Source organism: Streptomyces doebereineriae (genome assembly GCF_031845645.1).
GTDB classification, from domain to species: Bacteria; Actinomycetota; Actinomycetes; order Streptomycetales; family Streptomycetaceae; genus Streptomyces; species Streptomyces canus.
The window spans coordinates 73,973-99,047 of record NZ_JAVREZ010000001.1; the positions used below are offsets into that span (position 1 = coordinate 73,973).

The 25,075-nt window shown below is 72.2% G+C and carries 24 protein-coding genes; 12 read left to right on the forward strand and 12 right to left on the reverse strand.

What is annotated here, in order from left to right; all coding sequences use genetic code 11:
- Positions 1 to 7: 7 nt before the first annotated feature.
- Positions 8 to 733, forward strand: coding sequence for a DUF2470 domain-containing protein (locus tag RNB18_RS00345; RefSeq protein ID WP_311712088.1), 726 nt, complete (start codon positions 8 to 10; stop codon positions 731 to 733).
- Here the strand turns inward: RNB18_RS00345 and RNB18_RS00350 are convergent.
- The 3 genes from RNB18_RS00350 to RNB18_RS00360 form a co-directional block, all read right to left on the reverse strand.
- Entirely contained in the window at positions 701 to 1,921 is a 1,221-nt protein-coding gene (locus tag RNB18_RS00350; protein ID WP_311712089.1) for a lactonase family protein, read from the reverse strand. The genes RNB18_RS00345 and RNB18_RS00350 overlap by 33 nt on opposite strands.
- Positions 1,922 to 2,013: 92 nt before the next feature.
- Complete coding sequence (locus RNB18_RS00355; protein WP_311712090.1) at positions 2,014 to 3,036, reverse strand: hypothetical protein; 1,023 nt, start codon at positions 3,034 to 3,036, stop codon at positions 2,014 to 2,016.
- 36 nt (positions 3,037 to 3,072) lie between these two features.
- Positions 3,073 to 4,350: an FUSC family protein gene (locus tag RNB18_RS00360; protein WP_311712091.1), complete on the reverse strand. Its 1,278-nt coding sequence runs from the start codon at positions 4,348 to 4,350 to the stop codon at positions 3,073 to 3,075.
- A 223-nt stretch (positions 4,351 to 4,573) separates the two neighbouring features.
- On the opposite strand from RNB18_RS00360, the gene RNB18_RS00365 reads away from it, so the two are divergent.
- Positions 4,574 to 5,884: an erythromycin esterase family protein gene (locus RNB18_RS00365; protein ID WP_311712092.1), complete on the forward strand. Its 1,311-nt coding sequence runs from the start codon at positions 4,574 to 4,576 to the stop codon at positions 5,882 to 5,884.
- Here RNB18_RS00365 and RNB18_RS00370 read toward each other — a convergent pair.
- Positions 5,848 to 6,435, reverse strand: a complete 588-nt coding sequence (locus RNB18_RS00370) for a CGNR zinc finger domain-containing protein (RefSeq protein WP_311712093.1) — start codon at positions 6,433 to 6,435, stop codon at positions 5,848 to 5,850. The two genes, RNB18_RS00365 and RNB18_RS00370, sit on opposite strands and share 37 nt — an antisense overlap.
- 138 nt (positions 6,436 to 6,573) lie before the next feature.
- On the opposite strand from RNB18_RS00370, the gene RNB18_RS00375 reads away from it, so the two are divergent.
- The 4 genes from RNB18_RS00375 (at position 6,574) to RNB18_RS00390 (ending at position 10,381) form a co-directional block, all read left to right on the forward strand.
- Positions 6,574 to 7,581 carry a quinone oxidoreductase family protein gene (locus RNB18_RS00375; protein ID WP_311712094.1) on the forward strand — a complete coding sequence of 336 codons (1,008 nt, stop codon included), beginning with the start codon at positions 6,574 to 6,576 and terminating at the stop codon, positions 7,579 to 7,581.
- 59 nt (positions 7,582 to 7,640) lie between these two features.
- Entirely contained in the window at positions 7,641 to 8,543 is a 903-nt protein-coding gene (locus RNB18_RS00380) for a DUF3626 domain-containing protein (RefSeq protein ID WP_311712095.1), read from the forward strand.
- Positions 8,544 to 8,649: 106 nt separating this feature from the next.
- Positions 8,650 to 9,960 (forward strand): cation:proton antiporter, encoded by a 1,311-nt coding sequence (locus RNB18_RS00385; protein WP_311712097.1) that lies wholly within the window; start codon positions 8,650 to 8,652, stop codon positions 9,958 to 9,960.
- A gap of 79 nt (positions 9,961 to 10,039) precedes the next feature.
- On the forward strand, positions 10,040 to 10,381 hold the full coding sequence (locus tag RNB18_RS00390; RefSeq protein WP_311712098.1) for a hypothetical protein: 342 nt from the start codon (positions 10,040 to 10,042) through the stop codon (positions 10,379 to 10,381).
- 20 nt (positions 10,382 to 10,401) lie between these two features.
- Here the strand turns inward: RNB18_RS00390 and RNB18_RS00395 are convergent, their stop codons facing one another.
- Positions 10,402 to 12,762 carry an arylsulfatase gene (locus RNB18_RS00395; protein ID WP_311712099.1) on the reverse strand — a complete coding sequence of 787 codons (2,361 nt, stop codon included), beginning with the start codon at positions 12,760 to 12,762 and terminating at the stop codon, positions 10,402 to 10,404.
- A gap of 245 nt (positions 12,763 to 13,007) precedes the next feature.
- Here RNB18_RS00395 and RNB18_RS00400 point away from each other — a divergent pair, with 245 nt between their 5' ends.
- The 3 genes from RNB18_RS00400 to RNB18_RS00410 all read left to right on the forward strand — a co-directional run bounded on the left by RNB18_RS00400 (position 13,008) and on the right by RNB18_RS00410 (position 15,591).
- Positions 13,008 to 14,000, forward strand: a complete 993-nt coding sequence (locus tag RNB18_RS00400; RefSeq protein ID WP_311712981.1) for a phosphotransferase family protein — start codon at positions 13,008 to 13,010, stop codon at positions 13,998 to 14,000.
- A 6-nt stretch (positions 14,001 to 14,006) separates the two neighbouring features.
- On the forward strand, positions 14,007 to 15,287 hold the full coding sequence (locus tag RNB18_RS00405) for an ROK family transcriptional regulator (RefSeq protein ID WP_311712100.1): 1,281 nt from the start codon (positions 14,007 to 14,009) through the stop codon (positions 15,285 to 15,287).
- 61 nt (positions 15,288 to 15,348) lie between these two features.
- Entirely contained in the window at positions 15,349 to 15,591 is a 243-nt protein-coding gene (locus tag RNB18_RS00410) for a hypothetical protein (protein ID WP_266511894.1), read from the forward strand.
- Positions 15,592 to 15,612: 21 nt separating this feature from the next.
- Here the strand turns inward: RNB18_RS00410 and RNB18_RS00415 are convergent, their stop codons facing one another.
- Positions 15,613 to 16,641 carry an SDR family oxidoreductase gene (locus tag RNB18_RS00415; RefSeq protein ID WP_311712101.1) on the reverse strand — a complete coding sequence of 343 codons (1,029 nt, stop codon included), beginning with the start codon at positions 16,639 to 16,641 and terminating at the stop codon, positions 15,613 to 15,615.
- A 104-nt stretch (positions 16,642 to 16,745) separates the two neighbouring features.
- Between RNB18_RS00415 and RNB18_RS00420 the strand changes: the two genes are divergently transcribed.
- Positions 16,746 to 17,402 carry a M15 family metallopeptidase gene (locus RNB18_RS00420; protein WP_311712102.1) on the forward strand — a complete coding sequence of 219 codons (657 nt, stop codon included), beginning with the start codon at positions 16,746 to 16,748 and terminating at the stop codon, positions 17,400 to 17,402.
- 78 nt (positions 17,403 to 17,480) lie between these two features.
- Here RNB18_RS00420 and RNB18_RS00425 read toward each other — a convergent pair whose 3' ends face one another.
- The 4 genes from RNB18_RS00425 to RNB18_RS00440 all read right to left on the reverse strand — a co-directional run bounded on the left by RNB18_RS00425 (position 17,481) and on the right by RNB18_RS00440 (position 21,670).
- Positions 17,481 to 18,440 (reverse strand): SDR family NAD(P)-dependent oxidoreductase, encoded by a 960-nt coding sequence (locus RNB18_RS00425; RefSeq protein WP_311712103.1) that lies wholly within the window; start codon positions 18,438 to 18,440, stop codon positions 17,481 to 17,483.
- Positions 18,441 to 18,737: 297 nt separating this feature from the next.
- On the reverse strand, positions 18,738 to 19,907 hold the full coding sequence (locus RNB18_RS00430; RefSeq protein ID WP_311712104.1) for an FUSC family protein: 1,170 nt from the start codon (positions 19,905 to 19,907) through the stop codon (positions 18,738 to 18,740).
- Between the two features lie 29 nt (positions 19,908 to 19,936).
- Positions 19,937 to 20,593, reverse strand: a complete 657-nt coding sequence (locus RNB18_RS00435; RefSeq protein WP_311712105.1) for an HAD family hydrolase — start codon at positions 20,591 to 20,593, stop codon at positions 19,937 to 19,939.
- A 39-nt stretch (positions 20,594 to 20,632) separates the two neighbouring features.
- On the reverse strand, positions 20,633 to 21,670 hold the full coding sequence (locus RNB18_RS00440) for a PHP domain-containing protein (RefSeq protein ID WP_311712106.1): 1,038 nt from the start codon (positions 21,668 to 21,670) through the stop codon (positions 20,633 to 20,635).
- 180 nt (positions 21,671 to 21,850) lie between these two features.
- Here RNB18_RS00440 and RNB18_RS00445 point away from each other — a divergent pair, with 180 nt between their 5' ends.
- Positions 21,851 to 22,660 (forward strand): SDR family oxidoreductase, encoded by an 810-nt coding sequence (locus RNB18_RS00445; protein WP_311712107.1) that lies wholly within the window; start codon positions 21,851 to 21,853, stop codon positions 22,658 to 22,660.
- A 142-nt stretch (positions 22,661 to 22,802) separates the two neighbouring features.
- Entirely contained in the window at positions 22,803 to 23,039 is a 237-nt protein-coding gene (locus RNB18_RS00450; RefSeq protein ID WP_057613237.1) for a hypothetical protein, read from the forward strand.
- A gap of 7 nt (positions 23,040 to 23,046) precedes the next feature.
- On the opposite strand, the gene RNB18_RS00455 is transcribed toward RNB18_RS00450, so the two are convergent.
- Together RNB18_RS00455 and RNB18_RS00460 are read right to left on the reverse strand one after the other, a co-directional pair.
- The gene (locus RNB18_RS00455) at positions 23,047 to 24,267 is read right to left on the reverse strand and encodes an RICIN domain-containing protein (RefSeq protein WP_311712108.1); all 1,221 of its coding nucleotides are present in this window, start codon (positions 24,265 to 24,267) and stop codon (positions 23,047 to 23,049) included.
- A 111-nt stretch (positions 24,268 to 24,378) separates the two neighbouring features.
- Positions 24,379 to 24,942, reverse strand: coding sequence for a VanZ family protein (locus RNB18_RS00460; protein WP_311712109.1), 564 nt, complete (start codon positions 24,940 to 24,942; stop codon positions 24,379 to 24,381).
- Between the last annotated feature and the right edge of the window lie 133 nt (positions 24,943 to 25,075).

Consider the following 25,075-nt stretch of genomic DNA (forward strand, 5'->3'; position numbering starts at 1 on the left):
GTAACGGATGAGTGACAGCCAACCCTGGACGGCCGCGCCTTCCGCGGCGGAGCACGCCCGGTCGGTGCTCGCCGCCTCGTGGTCCTGCGCGGTGACCGCCGAGGGCGGCCGCGAGGAGTTCGTCGGCGCGCACACCGTCGCCGAGGACGGACGGGTGACACTGGAGGTGCCCGAGGACAGCGCCCTGGTCGCGGCCGCGATCTGCGCGCCCCGCGGCGAGCCGTCCGCCGTCCTGGAGTTCGCCGACGTGGCGCCCGTCCCCGTGCGCAGCCGTATCCGCGCCCGGCTCTGGATCGCCGGCTGGTTCGTCCCCGGGGACGGCCGGCTGGAGTTCACGACCACGCGCGTGGTGCTGCGCCGGCCGTCCGGCGCGGTGGTCGTCGACCTCGACGAGTTCGCCGCCGCCGAGCCCGACCCGCTCGCCACGGCCGAGGCCCGGCTGCTCACCCACCTCGCCGACTGCCACCCCGACGCGGTGGAGCGGCTCACCCGGCTCGTCGACGCCGACAGCCTGCACGGCGCGGTCCGCGTTCAGCCCCTCGCCGTGGACCGGCACGGACTGACGCTGCGCATCGAGCGCGCCCGCGCCCACGGCGACGTACGCCTGCCCTTCCACGCGCCCGCCGACGACGTGGCACGGCTGACGGAACGCATGCACGTCCTGCTGACCCAGGCGAGCGCCGCGTCCTGCCCGCGTGCCCTACAGCGGCAGCGCACAGACCGCGACGGGTGAGGCGAACGGCTCCCCGGCGCGCCGCAGTTCACCGCTCGTCGTGCCCACGTGGAACACGCTGACGCTGCTGGACCTCTGATTCGCCGCGAACAGCAGTGTCCCGTCCGGCGAGAAGGCGATCTGCCGCGGGAAGTCACCGTTCACCGCAACCGTGTCGAGCAGCCGGAGCCGGGCGCCGTCCGCCTCCACCGCATAGCGCGTGAGGCTGTTGTGGCCCCGGTTGGCGAGATAGGCGTACGAGCCGTTCGCGGTGACCAGCAGCTGCGCCGGGTAGTTCGTGCCCGAGCCCGTTCCCGTGGACTGTGCCGCCCCGACGGAGAGGCGGCCGGTCTTGCGGTCGTAGGCGCAGACCGCCACGGTGTTGTCGGCCTCGTTGGCCAGGTAGGCGTACCGGCCCCCGGGATGGAAGGTGAGATGGCGCGGTCCGGCACCGGCCCGGGTGCGCGCCCGCGAGACCTCCGTGAGAGCGCCGGTCCGTTCGTTCAGGCGGTAGCTGTAGACGGTGTCCGTGCCCAGGTCGACGGCGAGTACATGGCCGCCGTCGGGACTGGTGAGGAACTGGTGGGCGTGCGGACCCTCCTGGCCGGGCCCCGGCGCCGGACTGGAGTGCGTGACCGTGTCCCTGCGCTCGCCGAGTGCTCCCGAGGAGTCGATCGGATGCACGGTCACACTGCCGGAGCCGTAGTTCGCGCTGAGCAGCCAGCGGCCGCCCGGATGCACCGAGAGATGACAAGGCCCCGCCCCGCCAGTGCTGCGGCTCCCCAGGACCTTGCGGTCGGACAGGCGTACGGCGGTCACGGCGCCGGCGTCCTGCTCGGCGACCGCGTACAACGTGCGGCCGTCGGGGTGCACGGCGAGATACGACGGATTGGTGACGCCGGTGATCGTGCCGGTGCCGGTGATACGCCCGCTGTCGGGGTCGTACCTGGCGACGCCGATGCCGTTGCCGCCGCCCTCGGCGGAGGTGTAGGTGCCGAGGTAGAGGGGGCGGGGGCCGGTCGGAGCCGGAGCAGACGGTGTTTTCGCCGGGCCCGGTGAGACAGCAGCCCCGGGGGAGCCGGGGGTCCGCGAGGGCACCGACGCCGACGACGATCCGGATGACGTCGAGCAGCCGACGAGTCCCGAGGCGGCTCCCGCGAGAACGCCGACGAAGCCGCGCCTGCTGCAGCCGTCGTTCGCACTGCCCATCCCTGCGCACCCCGGGTGATCGATCGTCGCGGTCGTGACAGCCACCTTCACCCGGATCACGCGCCCCGTGCAACCCGAGCCCCCGCGCCCCGCTACCAGTCGCCGTCCTGGACCGGCTTGCCCGGTGCGTCCCCCAGCTCCTTGACCTGGTGCGATCCCGGCGGCTGCCAGGGCTCGTGATCGTCCCCGAGCCAGTCGCCGACCGGCTTCACGTCCTCCAGCGGATCCGTCGGAGCGAGGTCCTCCGCGTCCTGGTCGTAGTAGTCGAACCAGGGCAGCCCCGCGTTGGTGTACGCGGCGCGGTCCACGGGCGACGGCGGGGGAGCCTCGCCGGTGATGCGGCGCCACTCGGGCGGTGTCACCAGGTGCACGAACACCCGACCGGCCGGTGTGTCCGCCCAGTCCGACAGGGGCCGGTCGTCCCGGTAGACCTCCTGGCGCATGGAACCGCCGACGCCGAGTCCCATGGCCGGAGCGCTGCGGGGCGCCCCCGCCGGAGCGGCAGGCGCGGCCATCGCCATGGGCGCGGCAGCGCCGTAGCCCATGGCGGACCTGCTCACCGACCGCAGCCGCCGCTGCGCCTCCCGCCACTCGGCCAGCCGCCCCTCGGCCAGCGGGAAGGACTGCAGCTGGACGCCGCCCCAGACCTCCTCGCCCGTGACCTGCCCCTCGACGGTCGCGCCCAGTCCGAGCGGCACGGCCACGAACTGGCGGACCGTCCCCTTGCCGGAGTTGATGCCGTCCAGCCACGGCTGGCGGGGCAGGACCACGTAGTTCTGCGGGTCACGGCTGAGCCGGTCGCTCCAGGGCTTCCCGGAGACCGCGCACACCTTGCCCACCCCGACCTGGAGGGCGGCGGGCTCGGTGGTGCTCCCGAAGCTCAGCCACATCGCCTCTCGCAGGTAGACCGGCAGCATCACCCCGCCGCGGGCCCGCCACTGCTCCGGCACGGTGTCGGGGTAGTCGGAGACACGGCGCACCGGGAACTCGCCGAGCCCCGGCGGCAGCGGATGCGTGCCCGTCTCGGGCAGCCGCAGGGTGCGGACGAACCGCACCGCCGCACCGCCCGGCAGCCGCAGTGTGTTCCCGTCGATCCGCACGCTCGTGCCGGTCATCGGCCCGCCCCCCTGTGTCTGCTCGATGTGCCTACCTCACCTGGAACGACGGGAGGGCACCGGGCGGTTCCCGCGCCACCGCTCCTGGAGCCGGGTCAGACGCGGCATCCGCTCGCGCTGCTCGCGGGCGGCCCGGTCCAGCTCCTCCAGCAGGCGGCGGGAGCGGTGCTCGGTGTCGAGCTCGTCGAGGATGCGGTTGACCTCGGTGAGGACGGCGCCGTGCAGCTGCCAGTGGCGGGAGTCGCGCTGGATCTCCTCCAGCAGCAGCTGGGCCAGTTTGTCGCGGGTCGCCGTGGCCTGGCGCAGCTCGGCGGTGAGCCGGGCCTCCGCGGACTCGGCGCTCACGCTGACATGCGTGGTGACCAGGACCGCGAAGCTGACCACGGCGTCGCCGATCTCCGACAGCAACTGCTCCACCGTACGGCCGGTCTCGGGCCCGAACAGCGGGTCGGGAGCCTGTCCCTCGTCGATCGCGTAGGGCTCGTCGGCGAAGGGGTCGCGTTGCTTCGCGAGGTCGGTGAGGGTGCGGGCGAGGACCCGCAGCACGACCGTGCAGATCTCCAGGGTGTCCAGGCCGGTGCGCAGCACCACCCGGTGCAGCAGACCCTCCTTCACCCTGGGGTTCAGTTTGAGACTGTCCTCGGCCTGCCGGAGGGCCGCGTCCACCTCGACGATGTCGTGGTCGAGCTCGCGCGCCTCGTACAGCCGGGCCGTCGCCAGCTCCACGGGCGTACGGCCCGCGGCCTCCTCGCCGATCCGCAGCATCAGCTTCCGCAGCCGGCGGGCCAGCCCCTCGATCGACTCGCCCGCCTCGCCCACCCACACCGGGGGAGCGAGCAGCAGATTGAAGGCGAGGCCGACGACCGCGCCGATCAGCGTCTCCACCACGCGCGCCCAGGCGGTGTCCCCGACGGTCGTCACCCCGAGCACCAGCATCGCGCTGATCGCCACCTCGGGCACGAACTCCTCGACCCGCACCAGCCGTCCGACCACCAGCGACGCCACGATCAGCAGGGCCAGGCTCCACCAGGTCAGACCCACCAGCAGACTGAAGGCGATGGCGACGAGGACGCCGGTCACCACGGAGTTCACCCGGCGGATGCCGGTGGTGAGCGTGGAGTAGAGGGTGACCTGCACGACCAGCAGCGCGGTCAGGGGAGCCGTGAGCGGCGCCGCTTCCGGGCTGAGCCGCAGCGCGATGACGTACGCGATCGTCGCCGCGCCCGCCGACCGCAGCGTCTGCACGACGACAGGGTCCCGGTGCCGCTTCACAAACCGCACCAGGGACGCCTTCCACTCACGTACATCTCGCATCCTCAGTGTGTTCCTCTTCCACATAGGCGTCCGGTGCACTCCTTGCGGACCGTAACTGTCCGCAAGCGTGCCCACATTGTGGGGTGCGGCCGGTTGACGGCAAGGGGCCAGGGCAGTGATCGCGGACACCCGCACGACCTCGGCGATCCCTGGGGAAAACCCCCGGCGTCGACGGTGGACCGCCGGATGGTCCGCGGCCGGTCGGGGGCGAAAGCGTGGAGCGATGACCTGGAAACGGACCTCCACCATCCTGACCCTGCTCATCACCCTCGGCACGGCCGTGCCGGCGGCGGCGACGACCCGGGCACCGGCCCCGACCGTCGTCGAAGCCCTCGACCGGACCGCGCACCCCCTGCGGACCGTCGAACCCGGCGGCGACACCCGCGATCTGCGCCCCCTCGACCGGATGATCGCCGACGCCGAGGTCGTCGGCGTCGGCGAGGCCACGCACGGCTCGCACGACTTCTTCGCCCTCAAGGACCGCCTCTTCCGCCACCTCGTCGAGAAGAAGGGCTTTCGCACCTTCGCCCTGGAAGCCCCCTGGAGCACCGGCCTGCGGCTCGACGACTACGTGGTGCACGGCAAGGGAGACCCGCGGCGCATCATGCGCGAGGAGTTCCAGCGCGACTATCTGTGGTGGAACAACACCGACTATCTGCGGCTCGTCGAGTGGATGCGGGAGTACAACATCCGCCACCCCGCCGACCCCGTCCGCTTCATCGGGGACGACACCGCCTGGACCGGACCCGAGGTGTACGACGAGGTGGTGGCCCGTGTGGCCGCCGCCGACCCCGCCTCCGGCGAGCGCCTGAACGGGCTGTACCGCGGGCTGCGGCCCACCGCGCCGACGGGAACGTACATCGAGAGCTACCTCGGCAAGCCGTACGCCGAACGCAGGGAGATGGCCGAACGCACCGGTGAGGCGCTGGAGCTGGTGAGGCGGACGGGGGCCGACGGGGGGACCGTCCAGGACGCCACGGCGATCGACCGCACCGCCCGCCAGTACGCCTTCGACTTCGAGGAGCCCGGACAGATCGCCGAGGCCATGCGCTACCGCGACCAGGCGATGGCCGCCAACGTGCTCTGGTGGCAACGGCACACCGGGACCAAGGTCCTGCTTTCCGCGCACGACGCCCATGTCGGCTACGAGAGCTACGACCCCGCCTACCCGAAGATGCAGGGTGCCTTCCTGCGCGACGGTCTGGGGGCGGCGTACGTGAACATCGGCCTGACCTTCGACCGGGGCTCGTTCAACGCCACCGACCAGGACGAGACCGCCGTCCGGCGCTGGACGGTGGGCCCGGCCGCCCCCGGCAGCAACGAGCGGACCCTCGACCGGGTGAGGTACCGCGACTACGCGGTCGATCTGCGGACCGTCGGCTCACCAGCGCGTGCGTGGCTGCGCCAGGCCCGCCCGACCTACCGGATCGGCACCGCGTACCCCGACGGCCCGCACGACGTCGCCCTGGCCCGCACCCACGACATCCTGATCCACCTTCACCGGGTGGAGGCGGCCCGGCTGCGGGACCGGTAGCCGGCGATCTTCGCGAGGTTGCCGCAGCGGTCCATCGAGCACCAACGGCGGCGGCGGGCCTGCGAATCGTCCAGGAACAGCAGGGAACAGTCCGGGTTCTCGCACTCCTTGACGCGCTCCAGGAGCGGGCCCCGCACCAGGAGTACGGCGTCCCGTGCCACCGTCGCCAGGGCCGCGCGGGCCGGACTGCGCGCCGTCCAGCGAACCGGACCCAACTGGGGCGCGAGATCCGGCTGGGCGGCGACCGAGTTGACCCGCTCCATGTCGGCCGGGTCGGGCTCCCGGCCGGCCATCGCGGCGCGGACCAGGCCGTACAGGGCCTCGCGCAGGAGGCGGGCGTCCGTCAGGTCCCGAGGGGTGACCCGCACCGCACCCGCGTCGGTGGCCAGCTCCGCCTCCGTGATCCAGCGCGCGAGGGCCGCGGTGTCGGGGAGTCGCTCCAGCGGCGTGGCGTGCCGTTTGCCGAGGGTGGCCGCGAAGTCCAGACAGGGGCGGCCGCCGATGAACGGGAACGCGAGTGCCGGGTCGGCGGGGGCGGGGCTGCCGGTCATGCGTTGAGCGTACACCGGTTCATGGGGTGTCGGAACGGTACGCCAACCCTCTTGACACCGGTTGAGGAGGTGTCGGATGGTGACACCAGTTCAACCGGTGTCAGTTGCTCGGGTGGCCGGGCAGAGAGCAGGTGCGGTATGCGTGCGGTGCGGATCGACAGGTTCGGCGGACCGGAGGTATTGGTGCCGGTCGACGTCCCCGACCCGGTGCCCGGCCCCGGAGAGGTGCTGGTGCGGATCGCCGCGGCCGGGGTGAACCGGGCGGACGCCCTGCTCCGCGCCGGCCTCTACCACCGCGCCGGACGCCCGCCGCTCATCCCGGGCGCCGAGGCGGCGGGGGTCGTCGTGGAGGTGGGGGAGGGGGTGACCGACTTCGCGCCAGGACAGCGGGTCATGGCCCTGGACGGCGGCAAGTCATCAGGTTTCTACGCCGAGTTGGCGACGGTATCCGCCACCCAGGTGGTCGTGCTCCCCGACGGTGTGGACCTGGCCCGGGCGGCCGCCCTGCCGATCGCCTGGCTCAGCGCCTGGTACTGCGTGCGGCACCTCGCCCGTGTCTCCAAGGACGACACCGTGGTGGTGAAGGCGGCGGCGAGCGGTGTCGGCACCGCGGCCGTGCAGATCGCCGCCGAGGCGGGGGCGCGGGTCATCGCCCTCGCCGGCTCGGCCGAGAAGGCCGCCTGGGCGGGAGAGTTCGGCGCCGACGTCACCGTCGACACCTCCGCCTTCCCCGACGACGCCGAGGTCGAGGAGGTGCTCCGGCTCACCGACGGCCGTGGCGCCGACGTCGTCCTGGACACCGTCGGCGGCCGGGCCTTCGGGCGCAGTCTGCGTGAAGTGGGCCACGGCGGCCGGGTCGTGGCCCTCGCCAACGTCGCCCTGGAGTCGAGCACCGTCGACACCCGCGACTTCTATCCCAAGAACGCCTCGATCCTCGGCTTCCAGCTCACCAACCTCCAGATCCACGGCTACGACCCGCGCCCCGACCTGCGGGAACTGGCCGACCGGGTCGCCGCCGGCGGCTATCGCGTGCCGATCGAGACCGTCGTACCCCTGGAAGAGGCGCGGGCCGCCCACGAGCGGCTGGAACGGCGTGACAACCGCGGCAAGATCGTGCTCTCGGTCGGACCGGAATTCGGCAAATGAGATGCGGGCGTCCTCCTCGCCAGGTGATCATCCGATGAGTCGTGGGTGAGGAGACGCCGGTGAATCCAGTGGGGCCGGTACGGGCACAGGCAGCGCTGAACCATGTGGCCGCCGTCTCGGAGGGGCCGGCCGTCGCCCCGGACGTGCGCATCACGCTGAACTTCCATCCGGACCGCGTGGCGCGCGGCCTGCCCCTCCTGGAGGCCCTGGCCCAGGACGGCGCCTACCACTCGCAGTTCGTCACCGGCACGAGCAACGGCGGGCTGACCGCGCGCCCGGGCGGCGACCGCTGGCGCTGGGAGAGCCGGATCTTCGGCGGCGCCTACGACGACGCGGACGCCCATGACCGGCCGGTGTACGGCGCCCTGAACTTCCGTCGTCAAGTGGTGGGAGCGGCCCCGCGGTTCGGCTCCTCGCACTTCCGGCTGACCGGCGAGCCGCTGGCCCGCGCCACCTTCTGCTACCCCGACAGCGCCGCCGAGCCGGTCCACTTCGGGGTCGCCGCAGGCATGGCCCTGATAGCCCTCGCGGAGGCGGACGAGCAGGACGCCCTCGACGACTACATCGAGGCCCAGGTGCACGGCGGCGTGGACCTGGCCCGCGATGTGGAGGCCCTCGTCCTGGACGCGAGCTACCGGGACACCCCCGTCGAGGCGGCGGCACACCTGCTGCCCGTCCCCGTCGAGTGGCACCCCGGCTACCGGATCACCGTCGCGGAACTGCACCGCCACGCCCACTACCGCGGACAGGAGTACGCCGACCTGGGCGCGAGCATCGCCGAGGACGGAGTGGTCGACCCGCGCATCATCGGCGACGCCGCCCGGACGGGCCGCTACGAACTCCAGCACCTGAAGATGGTCTGGCACACACTGGCCCGCTTCGGGGCGCCGGAGGCGACGGCTCATGCGAGGCGACGCGCGGGGATCCTTCGCACTCCTGCCGACTCGGTCGGCGGAGGATAGGGGCGACCGGTTCGTGCTCGTTTGATGCTTATGCGCCCGTAGGACCTTGGTACGTGACGGCACCCGTCATCTGCTCCGTCCTCCCGGGCGTGTCAGGAGGTGGTCCGTGAATCCGTGGGCACTGGTGGTGGCGGGTACGGCGGTCGCCTTCTATGGAGTGCTGTCACGACGGCTGTCCACCACGGTGGTGTCCGGACCGCTGGTGTTCGTGGCGGCGGGGCTGGCCATCGGCCCCCTCGGCCTGGGGCTCGTCCAGGAGGACGAAAGTCTGGAGCCGGTCCGGGCCCTGTTGGAGGGCGCGCTGGCGGTGGTGCTGTTCACCGACGCGTCTGCGATCCGGGGGCGCGAGCTGCGGCGGGAGCGGTCTCTGCCGTTGCGGCTGCTGGCTGTGGGGCTGCCGTTGACGATGGCGTTGGGGTGGCTGGTGGCATGGCCGTTGTTGCCGGGTCTCGGCATGTGGGAACTGGCTCTGGTCGCTGTCATTCTGGGTCCCACGGACGCGGCGCTGGGCCAGCAGGCGGTCTCGGACCGCAGGGTGCCCGCGTTGGTGCGCCATGGCCTGGACGTCGAGTCCGGGCTGAACGACGGTTTGGCGCTGCCGTTCTTCGTTCTGGCGCTGGCCGCGGCAGGAGGCGGCCATGGCGATCAGGGTGTCGGTGAGACGTTCCTGCGCGCCCTGCTGCTGAGCTCGGCGATCGGTTCCGTCGTGGGCTGGGCCGCTGCCCGGCTCCTGCGCTGGTCGGCCGCCCGCGGATGGGCTGCTCACGAGTGGCGCCAGCTGGCGTCGCTGGCCGTCCCGGCCGTCGCCTACCCCGTGGCCGTCGAGGCCGAGGGCAGCGGATTCATCGCTGTCTGGGTCGCCGGTCTGGCGTTCGGGAACGTACTTCGAAAGTCCGCTTCTCCTGCGCGCGGTGCCGACGCGGGCGTGTCCGGCGATGCGACCGCCTTCACGGAACGGCTCGGCCTGCTGCTCACCTCGATGAGCTTCCTGGCCTTCGGCGCGATCATTCTGGGCCCGGTGCTGGAGCACATGACCTGGCGGATGCTGGTGTACGCCGTACTGAGCCTGACCATGATCCGGATGCTCCCGGTCGCCGTGGCCCTGCTCGGAACCGGCCTGCGGCCGGCGACGTTCGCCTACATCGGCTGGTTCGGTCCGCGTGGACTGGCCTCTGTGGTGTTCGGTCTGCTGGCTGTCGAAGAGCACCTGCCGGGCACACACGTCCTCGGCGGCGCAGTGGCCTTGACGGTCGCCTTGAGCGTCTGCCTGCACGGAGCCACCGCTCCGCTGCTGGGCGGCCGTTACGGTGCCTGGTATTCCAGGACTCTCGCGATCCACCCCGGCCTCAAGGAACACGCGGATGTTCCGGACGAGGGTGTCGGTACGCCTCGGGGCGGCCCGGACCCGGCACGGTAGCCATGACCTGGGAGTCTTCCGCCTGCCACTGTTTACAATCGCAGGCGACCGGGGGGCGCTCGCAAGTGAGGTGGTCTCGATGGCGGTGACGGTACCGGCGGGCGATGCCCGCGTTGTCGCGGTCCGCGCTGCGCTGGAGCCCTTCGGCTGGCAGTCGTTCACGGCCCAACTGGTCTGCAGCCGTGCGGTTGCCGCCATGGACGGTGGGCAGGTATTTCCCCGCCCCCGCGGTCCGTCGAACGGGCCGAGCCCGCAGAACGAGTGCGCCGAAGCGCTGGTGCAGGTCCTGGATGCTTGCCGGTGGCGGTCGCTGACCGTCGACCGGCTGAGTCGGCTGCTGGTGGACGCCGCGCAGGCATGGCGCCAGGAGCGGGCCTGGTTCGACATCCGGCTGGGCCTGTTGCTGGACGGCATCGGCTGACCACCAGGCCCGGCCATGGGTCACTGTCGGGCCATGTGCATGCGCATCTCGCTGGGTGCGTCGACGATCAAGTCGCCGGACATGTCGACCGTGACGCCGTGCAGGGTGCCCGTGAAGCGGAACGGTGCCCGGTAGTCGGAGGTGACGGCCGAGCCGGGGTTGGCGCCGCAGCACATGCCGCCGGGGTTGAAGGCGACCGGTGTCGTGAACGGCATCTCGATCTCGCCGACCAGGCGGTCGTCGACGTAGAGCTGGGCGCGGCCGGGAGAGCCCTTGCCCACCGCGATGTCCGGGCTACCGGTGGGCTCGAACTCGAAGCGCAGCGTGTGGCGGCCCTCGGGGACGGTTTCGCCCGAGGTCACATGGTGCAGCGCGCGGTGGACGTAGTTGTGGGCGTAGTGCAGGTGATTGTCCTTGACGTAGAAGGACCAGCCGCCGGCGTTGGTGCCCTGGCACAGCAGCACGCCCTCGGCTCCGCCGGGCGGGATCTCCACGTCGGCGGTGATGCTGTGCGGGCGGTTGAGGACCCGGGGAGCGACGGCGGCCGGCAGGGCCTGCGTGTCGGGGCGGAGGGTGTAGCTGGTCCTGTCCGCGGTGATCTGCGGACGCTCGAGCATCATGCGCTCGAGGGCGCTGCCGTCGATCGGGAGCACGTTGTACCTGCCGGCCTCCACGTACCACAGGGCGATCATCTCGATGAGCTTGCTGCGGTGTTCCTCGGCGACGTTGCGGGTCTCGGCGACGTCCTCGGCGACGTGGTACAGCTCCCAGTGATGGGCGTCCAGGTCGTCCAGGTCCGCCATGGTGATCGGAGTACCGAACGGCTTCCCGGCCTCGGCGAACGAAGGGCCGGGCCAGGGACAGACCGCACGCCAGCCGTCATGGTCGATCGCCCGGTGCCCGAACATCTCGTAGTACTGAGTGCGGTGGCGCGTCGGGGCCGCGGGATCGTCGAAGGTGTGCGCGAAACTCACCCCGTGCAGGGGTGACTGGGTGACGCCCCGGATGGTCGTGGGCGGCTCGATTCCCAGCACGTCGAGGACGGTGGGCACCATGTCGATGATGTGCGCGAACTGGGAGCGGACCTCACCGCGCGCCCGGATGCCCGCCGGCCAGTGGACCAGGAACGGATCGCTGACGCCGCCCCGGTAGGTCTCCCGCTTCCACCGCCGGAACGGCGTGTTGCCCGCCCACGTCCAGCCCCACGGATAGTGGTTGAACGTCTCCGGTCCGCCGATCTCGTCGATCCGCGCCAGGCTCTCCTCCAATGACTCGGGCGCATTGTTGAAGAACTGCAGCTCGTTGGTCGTGCCGGTGACCCCGCCCTCGGCACTGGCCCCGTTGTCGGAGACCACCATGATCAGCGTGTTGTCGAACTCGCCGGTCTCCTTCAGGAAGTTCATCAGCCGGCCGATGTGGTGGTCGGTGTGGGAGAGAAACCCGGCGTAGACCTCCATCATCCGCGCCGCCAGGCGACGCGCGTCCGGCGACAGCGACTCCCAGGCGGGCACGTCCGGGTCGCGCGGCGACACCGCGGCGTCCGGCGGCACGATGCCGAGCTGCTTCTGCCGGTCGAAGGTGCGCTCACGGTAGGCGTCCCAGCCGTCGTCGAACTGGCCCCGGTACCCGTCTGCCCACTCCTTGGGCACATGGTGCGGGGCATGCGTGGCACCGGGGCAGAAGTGCAGGTAGAACGGCTTGTCCGGGGCGACCTGCTTGGCATCCGCGATGAACGACATCGCCCGATCGGCCAGGTCCGCCGTGAGGTGGTAGCCCTCCTCCGGCGTCGCCGGGGGCTCGACCTGGTGGTTGTCGTACACCAGGTCCGGATACCACTGACTGGAGTCCCCGCCCAGGAAGCCGTAGAACCGGTCGAAGCCCCGCCCCAGCGGCCACCGGTCGTACGGTCCCGCGGCCGACTCGTGCTCCGAGGGCATCAGGTGCCACTTGCCGATCATGTACGTGTTGTAGCCGTGCTGGACCAGCATCTCGGAGAGCATCCCGTTCTCGAACGGGATCTGCCCGTTGTAGCCGGGATAGCCGGTGGCCAGCTCGGTGATCGCCGCCATGCCGTTGGCGTGGTGGTTGCGGCCGGTCATGACGCACGAGCGGGACGGCGAGCACAGCGCGGTGGTGTGCATGTTGGAGTACAGCAGCCCGTCCGCCGCCAGGGCGTCCAGGTTCGGCGTCCTGATCGGGCTGCCGTAGCAGCCCAGCTGACCGTACCCCGTGTCGTCGAGCACGATCATCAGCACGTTCGGTGCACCTGGCACAGCCCGTACCGGTTGCGGCCATGCCGGCGTCGACTCGTCCGTCGTACGGCCGATCACTCCGGGGAACGACCGCCCCGGCTGGTACTCACTCCAGGATGCCTGCGACATTCCCGGCCTCCGTTCCACCGCGTGCACGCCGGTACCTGCATTGATGGCCCGAGGCGCGTCTTCAACGCTAGGCCGCGAGGATCAAGGCCGCCATCCGGACAGATCTGTCCGGCGCCCGCGCATACGTCTGCGGAGACGGATCACGAATGGCCCTCGGTGCGCGGGACGCGTTCCGTACCCTGTTCCGGGAACACATGCCCGACGCCGACCGGACGGTTGCCGGGCAGGGAGAAGGGGGCGGGACGTTGGTGGACTCCTGGGAATGGGCCCGGCGGGTGCTGGAGGGCGCGGGTCTCGACCCAGGCCGCCTCGCCGCGCTGCGGCCGCTGAGCGGCGGCACGTACAACACCGTCGAGGAGCTCCTGCTCACCGACGGCACCCGTTTCGTCCTCAAGGTCCCGCCCGCGTCCACGGTTCCCGGCCTGCGCTACGAGCGTGAACTCCTGGTCTCCGAGGCGGAGTTCTACCGCGCCGCCGCCGTGGCCGAGGTCGCGGCGCCGCACGTCGTGGCCCTCGGTGAGGACACCGCCGTACCCCATCTGCTGATGACCGCGTGTCCCGGCGAGCCCTGGGACGGCTCGGTGACCGATGCCGAACGGGCCCCGCTGCGAAGGGAGTTGGGTCGCCAGGTGGCCCGGCTGCACACCGTGACCGGGCCGGGCTTCGGCTACCCCTCCGGTGCTCTCGGTCCGCTCGCCCCCGACTGGCGGACCGCGTTCACGGCCATGATCGAGGCGATCCTGGACGACGCCCGGGACTACGGAGCACGGCTGCCCCGCTCCGTCGACCAGGTGGCGAGCACACTGAGGGCCGGCTTCCCCGCCCTCGACGAGGTGACGGTCCCCGCCCTGGTCCACTTCGACCTGTGGGACGGCAACATCCTGCTGGACCGCCGGGCAGACGGGGAGCTGCGCATCGGCGGGCTCATCGACGGGGAGCGGATGCTCTGGGGCGACCCCCTCGCCGACTTCGTCTCCCTGGCGCTGCTCGGGGACATCAAGAAGGACGAGGCGTTCCTCGCGGGCTACCGGGAGGAGGGCGGCCGGGCCGAGTTCGACGTGCCGGCCCGGGTGCGGCTGGCCCTCTACCGCGCCTACCTCTACCTGATCATGCTCACCGAGACCGTCCCGCGGGCGGTCGACGACGAGAGGGAACGCTGGGTCCAGTCGGCGGTGGCACCGGAACTCGTCGCCGCCCTGGACGAGATCGAGGCCCTCGCCCGGGTCGCGGGAGCCTGACCACCCTTGAACGGACGCACCGTACGCGACCTCAGACGCGCCAACCGCACTGCCGTACTGCAGCGCCTCTACTTCGACGGCCCCCTCAGCCGCTTCGAACTCGGCCCGGTCACCGGGCTCAGTTCCGGCTCGGTCAGCAACGTCGTCGCCGACCTGGTGGCCGACGGCCTGTTGGAGGAGGCCGGCAGCGTCGATTCCGACGGCGGACGTCCCCGCACCCTGCTGCGGGTGGCGCCCGGCAGCGGCCACATGATCGGCGTCGACGTCGGCGAGACCCGGGTGCGCGTCGAGCTGTTCGACCTGACCCTCACCGAACTCGCCCGCGCCGAACGGCTGTTGACCCAGCGGAGCTACGACGTCGAGGCCATCGTCGGGCACATCCGCGACGGCATCGCCGAGGTGCTCGCCGGTACCGGGACCGAGCCCGAGGCGCTGCTCGGCGTCGGCATCGGCGTGCCCGGCATCGTCGCGCACACCCCCCGGAGCGGGGCCGTCGTGCACGGACAGACCATCGGCTGGGACGCCGTCCCGCTGGAGGCACTGCTGCGCACCGGCTCCCCGCTGCCCGGCAGTGTCCGGTACTTCATCGACAACGGCGCCAAGACCCTCGGCCAGGCCGAAATGTGGTTCGGCGGCGGCCGCGGTGCCCGCAGCGCCGTCGTGGTCCTCTTCGGCTCCGGCGTCGGCGCCTGTCTGGTGACGCCCGAGGTGGAGCACGGCCGGGCGGTCGAATGGGGGCATCTGACCGTACGGGTCAGGGGGCGCCGCTGCCGCTGCGGTGCCCTCGGCTGCCTGGAGGCCTACGCGGGCGCCGAGTCGCTGCTCGAGCGCTGGCGGGAAGCGGGCGGCCGCCCGCCCGAGGGCGCCGACGAGGAGACCGCGCTGGCCGCGATGCTCGCCGCCGCCCACCCGGCCGAGGGCGCCGAGGCCGACCCGGTGGCCCTCGCCGTCCTGGAGGAGACCGCCGAGTACCTGGGCGCAGGCCTGTCCGACCTGATCAACCTCTTCCAGCCCGAGCGGATCATCGTGGGCGGCTGGGCCGGGCTCCAGCTCGGCGCCCGGTTCCTGCCCGCCGTACGACGCCACGCGACGGCGTACGCGCTGCGGTACCCGGCCGAAAAGGTCACCGTCGACCTAGGCCGTCTCGGGCCCGACGCGGTCACCGTCGGCGCGGCCATTCTCCCGCTCGCCGACTTCTTCGCCCGCGGCGGCCGGCGACCCGAACCCACGCCCGAGGGGCCGGCACCGGCCTGGCGGACGGCCCTGGAGGAGCGGGCCCCGCGCTGACGTTTCGCCGACCTGCGCGGAGGTACTCGCGCTCCCGCCATGAACGCGAAGGGAGGACGCCGTGGACCACCGTCAGGAAGCACCCGGCGAGAACGGTGACCCCGTCCCGCGGGATCTGCCGGACCAGCAGGCGGGCGAGGGCGAGGATCCCTGGGAGGTCGCCGACGTCCCGGACGAGGAGCCCGGCACCGACGAGCCCGAGGCCGTCCCCGACACCGACGAGGCGGGCACCGGCCGGCAGGGGGCGACGCGGTCGGACACCGTGCACCCCGAGCACCCGGGGGCCGAGGAGTCCACCGGCTGACGCCTGGGCCGCAAGGGCCGCTCAGCCGACCTTGCGGCCCTTCATCGGCTCCGTCCGCGCCCCCGCGCCCTGCTGCATCCCGTGCAGGAACTCCTCCAGGACCTCGGTCGCCGTGTGCTCCGGGTGCCAGCCGAGTTCGGTACGCGCACGCGTGCAGTCCATCAGGGGCAGCCGCAGCACCGCGTCGAACAGATGCGGGGACGCGGGCAGCAGATGCAGGCCCCACGCGGCCGCGATCGCCGAGCGGGCCGCGGTGCGCGGCAGCCGTACGGGACGGGCGTCGAGCATCCCGGCCAGCAACTCGGCGTCGACCGTCGGCTCACCCGCCAGATTGAAGGCGCCCCGCACGTCCGAGCGCACCGCCAGTGCGTAGGCCTGGGCGGCGTCGTCGGTGTGCAGAGCCTGCACCCGCAGACCCGGAATGTCGGGGAGGAAGCGCAGCAGGTCGGGCCGGGCCAGCTGGCCCGGCAGGAAACGGCCGCCGAAGATGCGGCGCTGCTCGCTCGCCGACTCCCGCTTGAAGAGGAACGCCGGACGCATCCGTACGACCCGGACGGCGGGGTGGTCGCGCTCGAAAATGTCCAGGGCGCGCTCCAGATAGGCCTTCTCCCGGCAGTACGCGGCGTCCGGCCAGCCGTGCGTCGGCCACGACTCGTCCACCGCGTGCTCCTTCGGACCCGGGGAGTAGGCGCCCACGGACGACGCGTGCACCAGCGCCGGCACCTTGGCCGCCGCGACCGCCTCGAACACCCGGATCGAGCCGAGGACGTTGGTGCGCCAGGTCACCGCCGGGTCGTGCGTCGGCTGGAACGCCCACGCCAGATGGACCACCGCGTCGGCGCCCGCGAACTCCTCGGTCAGATCGGTCCGTTCCGATGCCAGGTCGACCGCGGACCACTCGGTCCGGTCGGGCGACCAGTCCGGGATCCGCCGGGCCAGGCCCCGTACGGAGCCGACCTCCGGATCCTCGGAGAGAAGGCGCACCACGCTGGTTCCCACGTTGCCGGTGGCGCCCGTGACCACGATCCTGCTGCCGGTTGAAGTGCTCACGTTCGGCTCCTTCGGGCCGCTGGGGCGGGGGACCGCCCGAGTACCCGGCCACCGGCGATGCACGCGGTGCACGGCACGGTACGCGGCCACGAGATGATCACCCCATGAGCGAGATCATCCTGATGTCCGACGCCCGTGTCGCCGCCGTCCCCGTCGAGGAGAACGGCGAACTCCTCGTGGACGTCCGCGCCCACCTCCGCGTCGACGACCGCAAGCACGAGGACTCCGGGGGCGCCGAGGTCCATCTGCGCCAGGGTGTCCTCGACCGGCTGCTCCGGGCGCAGGCCCTGCTGCCCGACGGTCTGCGCCTGCTCTTCGTCGAGGGGTACCGGCCGCCCGCCCTCCAGCGGCACTACTTCGAGACGTACGCCGACGGACTGCGCGCCGCCCACCCGGACTGGTCCGCCGACCGGATCCGCACCGCGGCCAGCCGCTATGTCTCCCCGCCCGAGATAGCCCCGCACAGCGCCGGCGCGGCCGTCGACCTCACCCTCACCGACGCCGACGGCCGCGAACTCGACCTGGGCACCGCCATGAACGCCAGCCCCGAGGAGAGCGACGGCGCCTGCTACACGGGCGCCGGCAACATCACCGAGGAGGCCAAGGCCAACCGGGACGTGCTCGGCCAGGCGCTGAGCGCGGCGGGCCTGGTCAACTATCCGACGGAGTGGTGGCACTGGTCCTACGGCGACCGCTACTGGGCCCTGCAGACCGGCGCGCCGGCCGCGCTGTACGGCCCGAAAGAACTCGACGCGGCGTAGCGCCTGGCGGCGGCCCGGGGCCTCGGCGCCCGCCGTCTCAAAGGGCCCCGGCGATCTTGACGCCGACCGTCCCCAGGCTCAGGCGAACGCGTTCACTCCCGTGAGCTCCGCCGACAGCGTCCACAGGCGCTCCGCCTGCTCCGGGTCGGTCGCCCACGCCCTGACGCCGCCGCTCTCGTCGCCGTCGACGGCGGGCTCGGCGATGTCGCAGTCCTCCAGGTAGACCCCGCCCATCCCGGCCAGCTGGGGCGAGGTCGCCGCCCACACCTGCGTGGCCGCGCCCTGCTCCGGGCTCTTGAAGCCCGAGGGGTTGAGCACGTTGCCCTGCTCGTCGATCCAGCCGCGCTCCACCATCTCCGACTTGGGCAGGTGGCGCTGCAACGGGGTGAGGATGCCGCCGGGGTGGAGCGAGAAGGCCCGCACACCGCGGTCGGCGCCGACCTTGTCGAGGTGGACGGCGAACAGGACGTTCGCCGTCTTGGCCTGGCCGTAGGCCTGCCACTTGTCGTAGCCGGTCCGCCAGTGGACGTCGTCCCAGCGCATCCCGGAGAAGTGGTGGGCGCGCGAGGACACCGAGACCACGCGGGCGCCGCCGGGCTCGATCGCCGGCCACAGCCGGTTGACCAGCGCGAAGTGACCGAGGTGGTTGGTCGCGAACTGCGCCTCCCAGCCCGGCCCGACCCGCGTCTCCGGGCAGGCCATGATCCCGGCGTTGTCGATGACGAGGTCGACCGTGCGGCCCGAGTCGAGGAACCGCTCGGCGAAGGCGCGCACGCTCTCCAGGTCGCCGAGGTCGAGTTCGTCCAGTTCGACACCGTCGAGGCCGGCCAGGGCCTTCCAGGCGGTGTCGGGACGCCGGGCCGGGACGACGACCCGGGCACCCGCCTTCGTGAGCGCCCGGGTGGTCTCCAGGCCGAGCCCCGAGTAGCCGCCGGTGACGATGGCGAGCTTGCCGGACAGGTCGATGCCCGCGAGAACGTCGTCGGCGGTGCTGTGGGCGCCGAACCCCGAACCGATCTTGTGCTGTGCAGTGCTCATGACGGGAACGCTACGAATTGGAGTGCTCTCGAAGTCAAGCCCACACCGCCCGGGGCACCAGGCCCGGACAAGAGGAAGCCCCGACCGGACGGGGGAATCACGGTCGGGGCGGTCTCGCGGTGGGCACGGACGGCGGTCGCCTCTCGGCGAAAGGCTCCACAGGGCTTCAGCCGAACGATCGTCCCTGTGGGCAAAAGGTGAGGCCCGGGGACACTGTCCCGTCCGTACCCACGCTCTGTTCAACGGGCAACCACCCTGGGGTGTTCCGCCGTTGAGGGCATTCTCGGGTGAGCTGTGTCACCCGTGCCGACCGGTCGGAACGGTCTCGCTCCACAGGTTCTCGGCCTGCAGCAGCAGGCTCCCCAGCACCGTCGTGCCGTCGCCCCCCTGCCCGGCGTGCTCCCGCAGACCGTCCTGCAGCTGTCCGCGCAGCTCGCGCATCGCCGACTCGGCATGGTCGTCCGGACGGGCCGCGCCGTCGGCCGTCAGCAGCCGGTCGCTCTCCGCGTGACAGGCGTCGCCGATCAGCTGCAGGAGGTCGGCGTACGCGTCCAGCGCCGGCCTGGCGGGTGGCGCGGGGGCGCGGCCGTCGTCGGCGGCCACGGCCAGGGTCCGGGTGAGCGCGCGGATGTGCCCGGTGACACGGCTCCAGCGCTCGTCGTCCTGCTCCGGCGGGACCGACGCGGGAAGCCGCCGTACGGCACGCCGGGGGGCGGCGGTCAGCCGCAGGCTCTCCCGGCTCCAGCCACGGGCGGACCGCAGCGCGTCCAGCCGGCGCTCCAGCCGGGCCGAGGCATGCGACCACCCCTGCGCGTCCCACTCGCCGTCCCGCAGGTCACCGGCCACGGTGTGCAGCACGTCGCCCGCCTCCCGGGCCAGCGCTGCGAGGTTCTCCCGCACGTCCCGCAGATGGATCGGCGGAAGCACGAACGCGTTCACGGCGATACCGATGACCGCGCCGAGCGCGGCCTGCCCCACCCGGTGGCCGACGGCAAAGACGTCGGCCGCGCCGGTGGCGAGGGTGAACAGCGCGGTGGTGGCGCCGTAGATCCCCTGGTCGCCGAAGCGCGGCCAGTTCGCCAGCAGCATCAGCAGCGGTACCGACAGCGCCACGGCACCCAGCGTGTTCCCTGTGACGGCCAGGGCCAGCGACGCCAGCAGCGCCCCGGCGCAGATCGCCGTGAACTGCCGAGCGGCCTGCATCAGCGAGCTGTACACGGTCGCCTGCACCAGCACCACGGCCACCCAGGGCGCCATCAGGGCCATCGGATCGCCCATCCACACGCCCGCCACGAGCCAGGCGAGGATCGCGGCGGCCGAGGCCTTGAGCGACTGCACAAGCAGATCGCGCTCCCGCCCGGGCCCGCGGCAGGCGGCACGGGCCGCCCGGCCGACGGCGTGTGCCTCCTCCCGCAGGGCGTGCGTCGGGCGGGGCTGTCCACGTAGAGCTTCCGTCACACCAGTCATCCGCTGTGGGTTCCGTGCCGTCCGGCAGGTCATGCCAAAGGACTGTCCGCAAGCGATGCCAGCAGGTGGGCCGGATCGTCGTAGATCGCCTGCGCGCCCGCCTCCACCAGGTCGGCGCGAGGGATGCCGCCGCACAGGACGCCGACGCAGCGCACGCCCGCCCGGGAGCCGGCCCGCATGTCCCACACGGTGTCGCCGACGAAGACCGCGCGCTCCGTGGGCACCCCGGCCAGCTCCAGCGCGTGTTCGACGGGCTCGGGGGCGGGCTTGCCCTGCTCCACGTCGTCGGCGCTCGCGGTGGCCATGATCGCGTCGTCGGCGTCGATCGCCCGGCGCAGCGCGGACAGCTCCGCCCCGCCCGCCGAGGTGGCGAGCACCACGCGCCAGCCGTCCTGGTCGAGGCGGCGCAGCAGCCGCCCGGCGTCCTGGAGCGCCGGCAGCCGGTCGAAGTACTGCCCGTACAGGGCCTTGTGGGCGGCGCTGAGCTCGTCGTCCTGGTCCTTGTCGCGGTCGTCGCCGAGGAGATGGGCGACGAGGTCGTCGGAGCCGAGTCCGATGGCCCGGTGCACGGCATGCATCGGCACCCGGTGGCCCGCCTGCCGGAGCGCCTCCCACCACGTCGTCACATGCAGATGGTTGGTGTCCACCAGAGTGCCGTCGACGTCGAACACTGCCGCGCGTTGCATGAACCGCCCCTTTCCTGTCGTGCCCTCCCTAGTACCACGTCAGACGTTCGCCACTCGGGACGGCACCCGGCCCTCCCGGGACCAGGCCAGCAGCTCCTCCCGAGCCCAGGTGGTCACGATCCGCTCGGCGGGCACCCCGCACTCCTCCGCCCGCGCGCACCCGAGGATCTGCCAGTCGAGCTGGCCGGGCGCGTGCGCGTCGGTGTCGACCGAGAACAGCACGCCCGCGTCGACCGCCCGGCGCAGCAGCCGGCGCGGCGGATCGAGGCGCTCCGGACGGCTGTTGATCTCCACCGCCGTGCCGGACTCGGCGCACGCGGCGAACACCTCGTCGGCGTCGAACTCCGACTCGGGCCGCCCCCGCCCGGTCACCAGACGTCCCGTGCAGTGCCCGAGGACGTTCGCGTGCGGATCGCGTACGGCGGCCACCATGCGCCGGGTCATCGCCCGGGCGTCCATGCGCAGCTTGGAGTGCACGGACACCACCACCACGTCCAGCCGCTCCAGGAGTTCCGGTTCCTGGTCCAGCGAGCCGTCGTCGAGGATGTCGCACTCGATGCCGGTGAGCAGCCGGAACGGCGCCCATGTCCCGTTCAGCGCCGCCACCACGTCCAGCTGGTGCCGCAGCCGCTCCGGGGACAGCCCCCGGGCCACCGTCAGCCGTGGCGAGTGGTCGGTCAGCACCGCCCACTCATGGCCGAGCTCCGCCGCGGTCCGGCCCATCTCCTCGATCGGGCTGCCGCCGTCCGACCAGTCGGAGTGCAGATGGCAGTCGCCCCGCAGCAGCGCCCGCAGCTTCTCGCCGCCCCGGGCGCGCGGCGCGCTGGACTCACCCTCCAGCTTCTCCAGGTAGCCGGGCACCCCTCCGGCCAGCGCCTCACGCACCACCTGCGCGGTCTTCGGGCCGACGCCCTTGAGCGACTCCAGCGACCCGGCCTGCGCGCGCTCGCGCACCTCGTCCGCGGGCAGCTCGGCCAGCACCCGGGCCGCCGTACGGAAGGCACGCACGCGGTACGTCGGTGCCAGGGACCGCTCCAGCAGGAAGGCGATCCGGTCCAGGGCTTCGACGGGATCCATCGCCACCTCCTCCTCCAGGGTTCCCCACGCCCACGGGGCCCGCACGACGGGCGAGCGGTTTGTCGGGTACGCCGCCGGGTACTGCGATGCCTCGTCGGATGTCACTCGGACCTCGGACCCCGGACGTCCGGCAACCGCCTCGTCACCCCTGACGAAGCCCCCGTTCCCGAGGAGGCCCAGATGTCCGCCCCCACCGCACCCCGCACCAAGGTGGCCGTGATCACCGGAGCCGACTCCGGCATCGGCCGGGCCACCGCCGTCCGGCTGGCCCGGGCGGGGATGGACATCGGCATCACGTGGCACACCGATCTGAAGGGTGCCGAGGAGACCGCCGAGGAGGTCCGCGCACACGGGCAGCGGGCCGTCGTGGCCCAGATGGACCTCACGCGGCTGCCCGTCGCCGCCGGCACGGTCGACGAACTGTGCGACCGGCTCGGCCGCCTCGACGTCCTGGTCAACAACGCGGGCACGGGCACCATGACGCCCTTCCTCGACCTGGAGCTCGACACCGTCCGCGAGGTCCTCGACGTCGACCTCGTCGGCCCCTTCCTGTGCGGCCAGCGGGCCGCCCGGCACATGATCCAGCAGGGCTCGGGCGGCCGGATCGTCAACGTGACCTCCGTCCACGAGCACCAGCCGCGGGTCGGTGCCGCCCCCTACTGCGCGGCCAAGGGCGGCCTAGGGCTGGTCACCCAGGTCATGGCCCTGGAACTCGCCGAGCACGGCATCACCGTCAACGCGGTCGCGCCCGGAGAGATCGCCACCCCGATGACCGGCCAGGACGACAGCGACGTCCACACCGAGGACCGCCCCGGCGTCCCGCTCGGCCGTCCGGGGGACGCCCGCGAGGTGGCCGCCGTGATCGCCTTCCTCGCCGGCCCCGAGGCCACGTATGTCACCGGCGCGTCCTGGAGTGTCGACGGCGGCATGCTGAGGATGGGCCCGCAGGCCGGCTCGCACCTCGAGGACGACGAGTGGCGGCGCCCTTGAGGGAGTCCCGGTAGCGGAAGCCCCTCCCACAGTCGTTCGCGCGGCCGGCCACCCGGGGGAGCGGTCGAGGCGGCGGTCCTCGCCCTGCTCCGCGGTTGACGCGCGCCAGTCGCGCCCGGGCATTGCGTTCTACGCTCTATGCATGACCGAAATCGCGAGCCCGCACATCGCCACCCCGCGGATCATCGTGCTCGGGGTCCAGCCGACCACGCCTCCCTTCCGGATCGTGGAGATCGACGGGGAGGTGGTCGGCGAGGCGAGGGCCGTCACCGACGTCCTGGAGGCGGCCGCCGCCTTCGGCATCACGGTCCACGACCTGGACGATCCGGACGTGGTCCGCTGGGTGGGCGGCGACAAGTTCACCTGGACCCGGCACTGACCCTGGTTCAGCCGACCGTCCACTTCTGGTTGGCGCCGCCCGTGCAGGTCCACAGCTGCAACCGGGTGCCGTTGGCCGAGCTGTTGCCGGTCACGTCGAGGCACTTGTCGGCCTGCGGGTTGACGATGTCGCGTGCGCCCGTGACGGTCCACCGCTGGGCCCCGGAGCCGTTGCAGTCGTAGAGCTGGACCGCCGTCCCGTCCGCGGTGCCGCCGCCCGTCACGTCCAGGCACTTCCCCAGCGCGCGGATCGTGCCGTCCGAGCCGACGGTCCATTGCTGGGCGGCGGTGCCGTTGCAGTCGTAGAGCTGGACGGCCGTCCCGTTCGCGGGGTTCGCCCCGGCGACGTCCACGCACTTGCCGGCCAGGCCCCGGATCGCCGCCCCCGTCGCCGTGTCGCCGGTGGTCACCGACACGTGGTCCACCACGAGCTGCTGCGGGAACACCGTGGAGCCGTCCGGGTCGCCGGGCCAGTAGCCGCCGACCGCGAGGTTCAGGATCAGGAAGAACGGCTTGTTGAACACCCAGGTGCGGCCGCCCAGGTCGGCGGGCGTGCGGCGCTGGTAGACGTTCCCGTCCACGGACCAGGTGATCGAGTCGGGTGCCCAGTCGACGGCGAAGGTGTGGAAGGCGTCCGCGAAGGCCTGGCCGTTCGGCAGGGAGTAGCCGGCGCCTATGCCGCCCGAGCCGGAGTAGCCGGGGCCGTGGAGCGTGCCGTGGACGGTCGAGGGCTCGAAGCCGACGTTCTCCATGACGTCGATCTCGCCCGAGTCCGGCCAGTTGACCGGTGTGCCGAGCATCCAGAACGCCGGCCACATGCCCTGCCCGCGCGGGATCTTCATCCGCGCCTCGACGTGCCCGTACCGCGCCGTGAACTGCCCGGAGGTGTTCAGCCGTGCCGAGGTGTACTGGCAGGTGCCGTACCAGCACTGGTAGTTCGCCGGGTTCTCCCGCCGGGCCGTGATCACGAGATGGCCCTGGCCGTCGAGAGCGGCGTTCTTGTTGCCCGACGTGTAGTACTGCCGCTCATGGTTGTTGACGTTGTCGCCGGTCTCGATCTGCCACTTCGAGGAGTCGACGGCGGCTCCGGCGGGCCCGTCGAAGGAGTCGGAGAAGGTCACCGCGGCGGCGGAGACGGCGGGTGGGTCCGCCTGGGCGGTACCCGACGAGATCAGGACGGCGGACAGGGCGGCGAGGAGACATCTGCGCAGCAGGCGTGAGGCGGCCACGGCTCTTCCTTCGAGGTGGGGGGGTGAAGGTGTCGCCTCTTGATTTAAGGAGTGAGTTAAGGGCCCGTCAATACTTTGGTACGGACCAGGAGTTGAGTCAGGAGGGTTTCCTCAAGCCTTCTTCGCCGACTTGACGGCCGGCCTCTTGTGCACCGCCCGGCTCAGCCGCCGCCCCAGCAGCAGATAGCCGATCAGAGCGCCGGCCGTGTTGAGGATGACGTCGTCGATGTCGAACGCCCGCCCCTCCACCAGCGCGCCCTGCGCGAACTCGACCAGCAGCATCACCACGGCCGTCAGCAGCAGGATCCGCAGCAGCCCACGGGTCTTGGGAGCCACGATCGGCACCAGGATCCCGAACGGCACGCCCAGCAGGATGTTCCCACCGATCTGCTTGACGGCGTCCCGCATCTCCGGCTGGTCCAGATACGCCTTGAGGGAGGCGCCGGGATGCAGATTGGTGTGGGTCAGGTCCACCGAAGCGGGTGAGGGCTCCAGGGTCAGCCGGGCCAGGACGACGGCGAACGCCACCATGAACGCGAAGGCGAACACCATCGCCACGAAACGCACGACGAGGGAGAGCGGATCGCGCCGCGGGCGGGCGGGTTTCGCCGTGCGCTCGGTCTTGGCGGTGCCGGTGTCCGATCCCGCTCGCGAACGTGAGGGCGCCCAGGCCATGAAATCCTCCACTCTCAACTTCCCCGTGTCGTGAGGCGATTACCCCTGAACGGCCCGTAAATGCCGCCGCGCCCCGACCGGCTCCCGGTTTCCCTTCGTACGGTCGGGGCACTCCGGGCTGAGTACCGCGCGC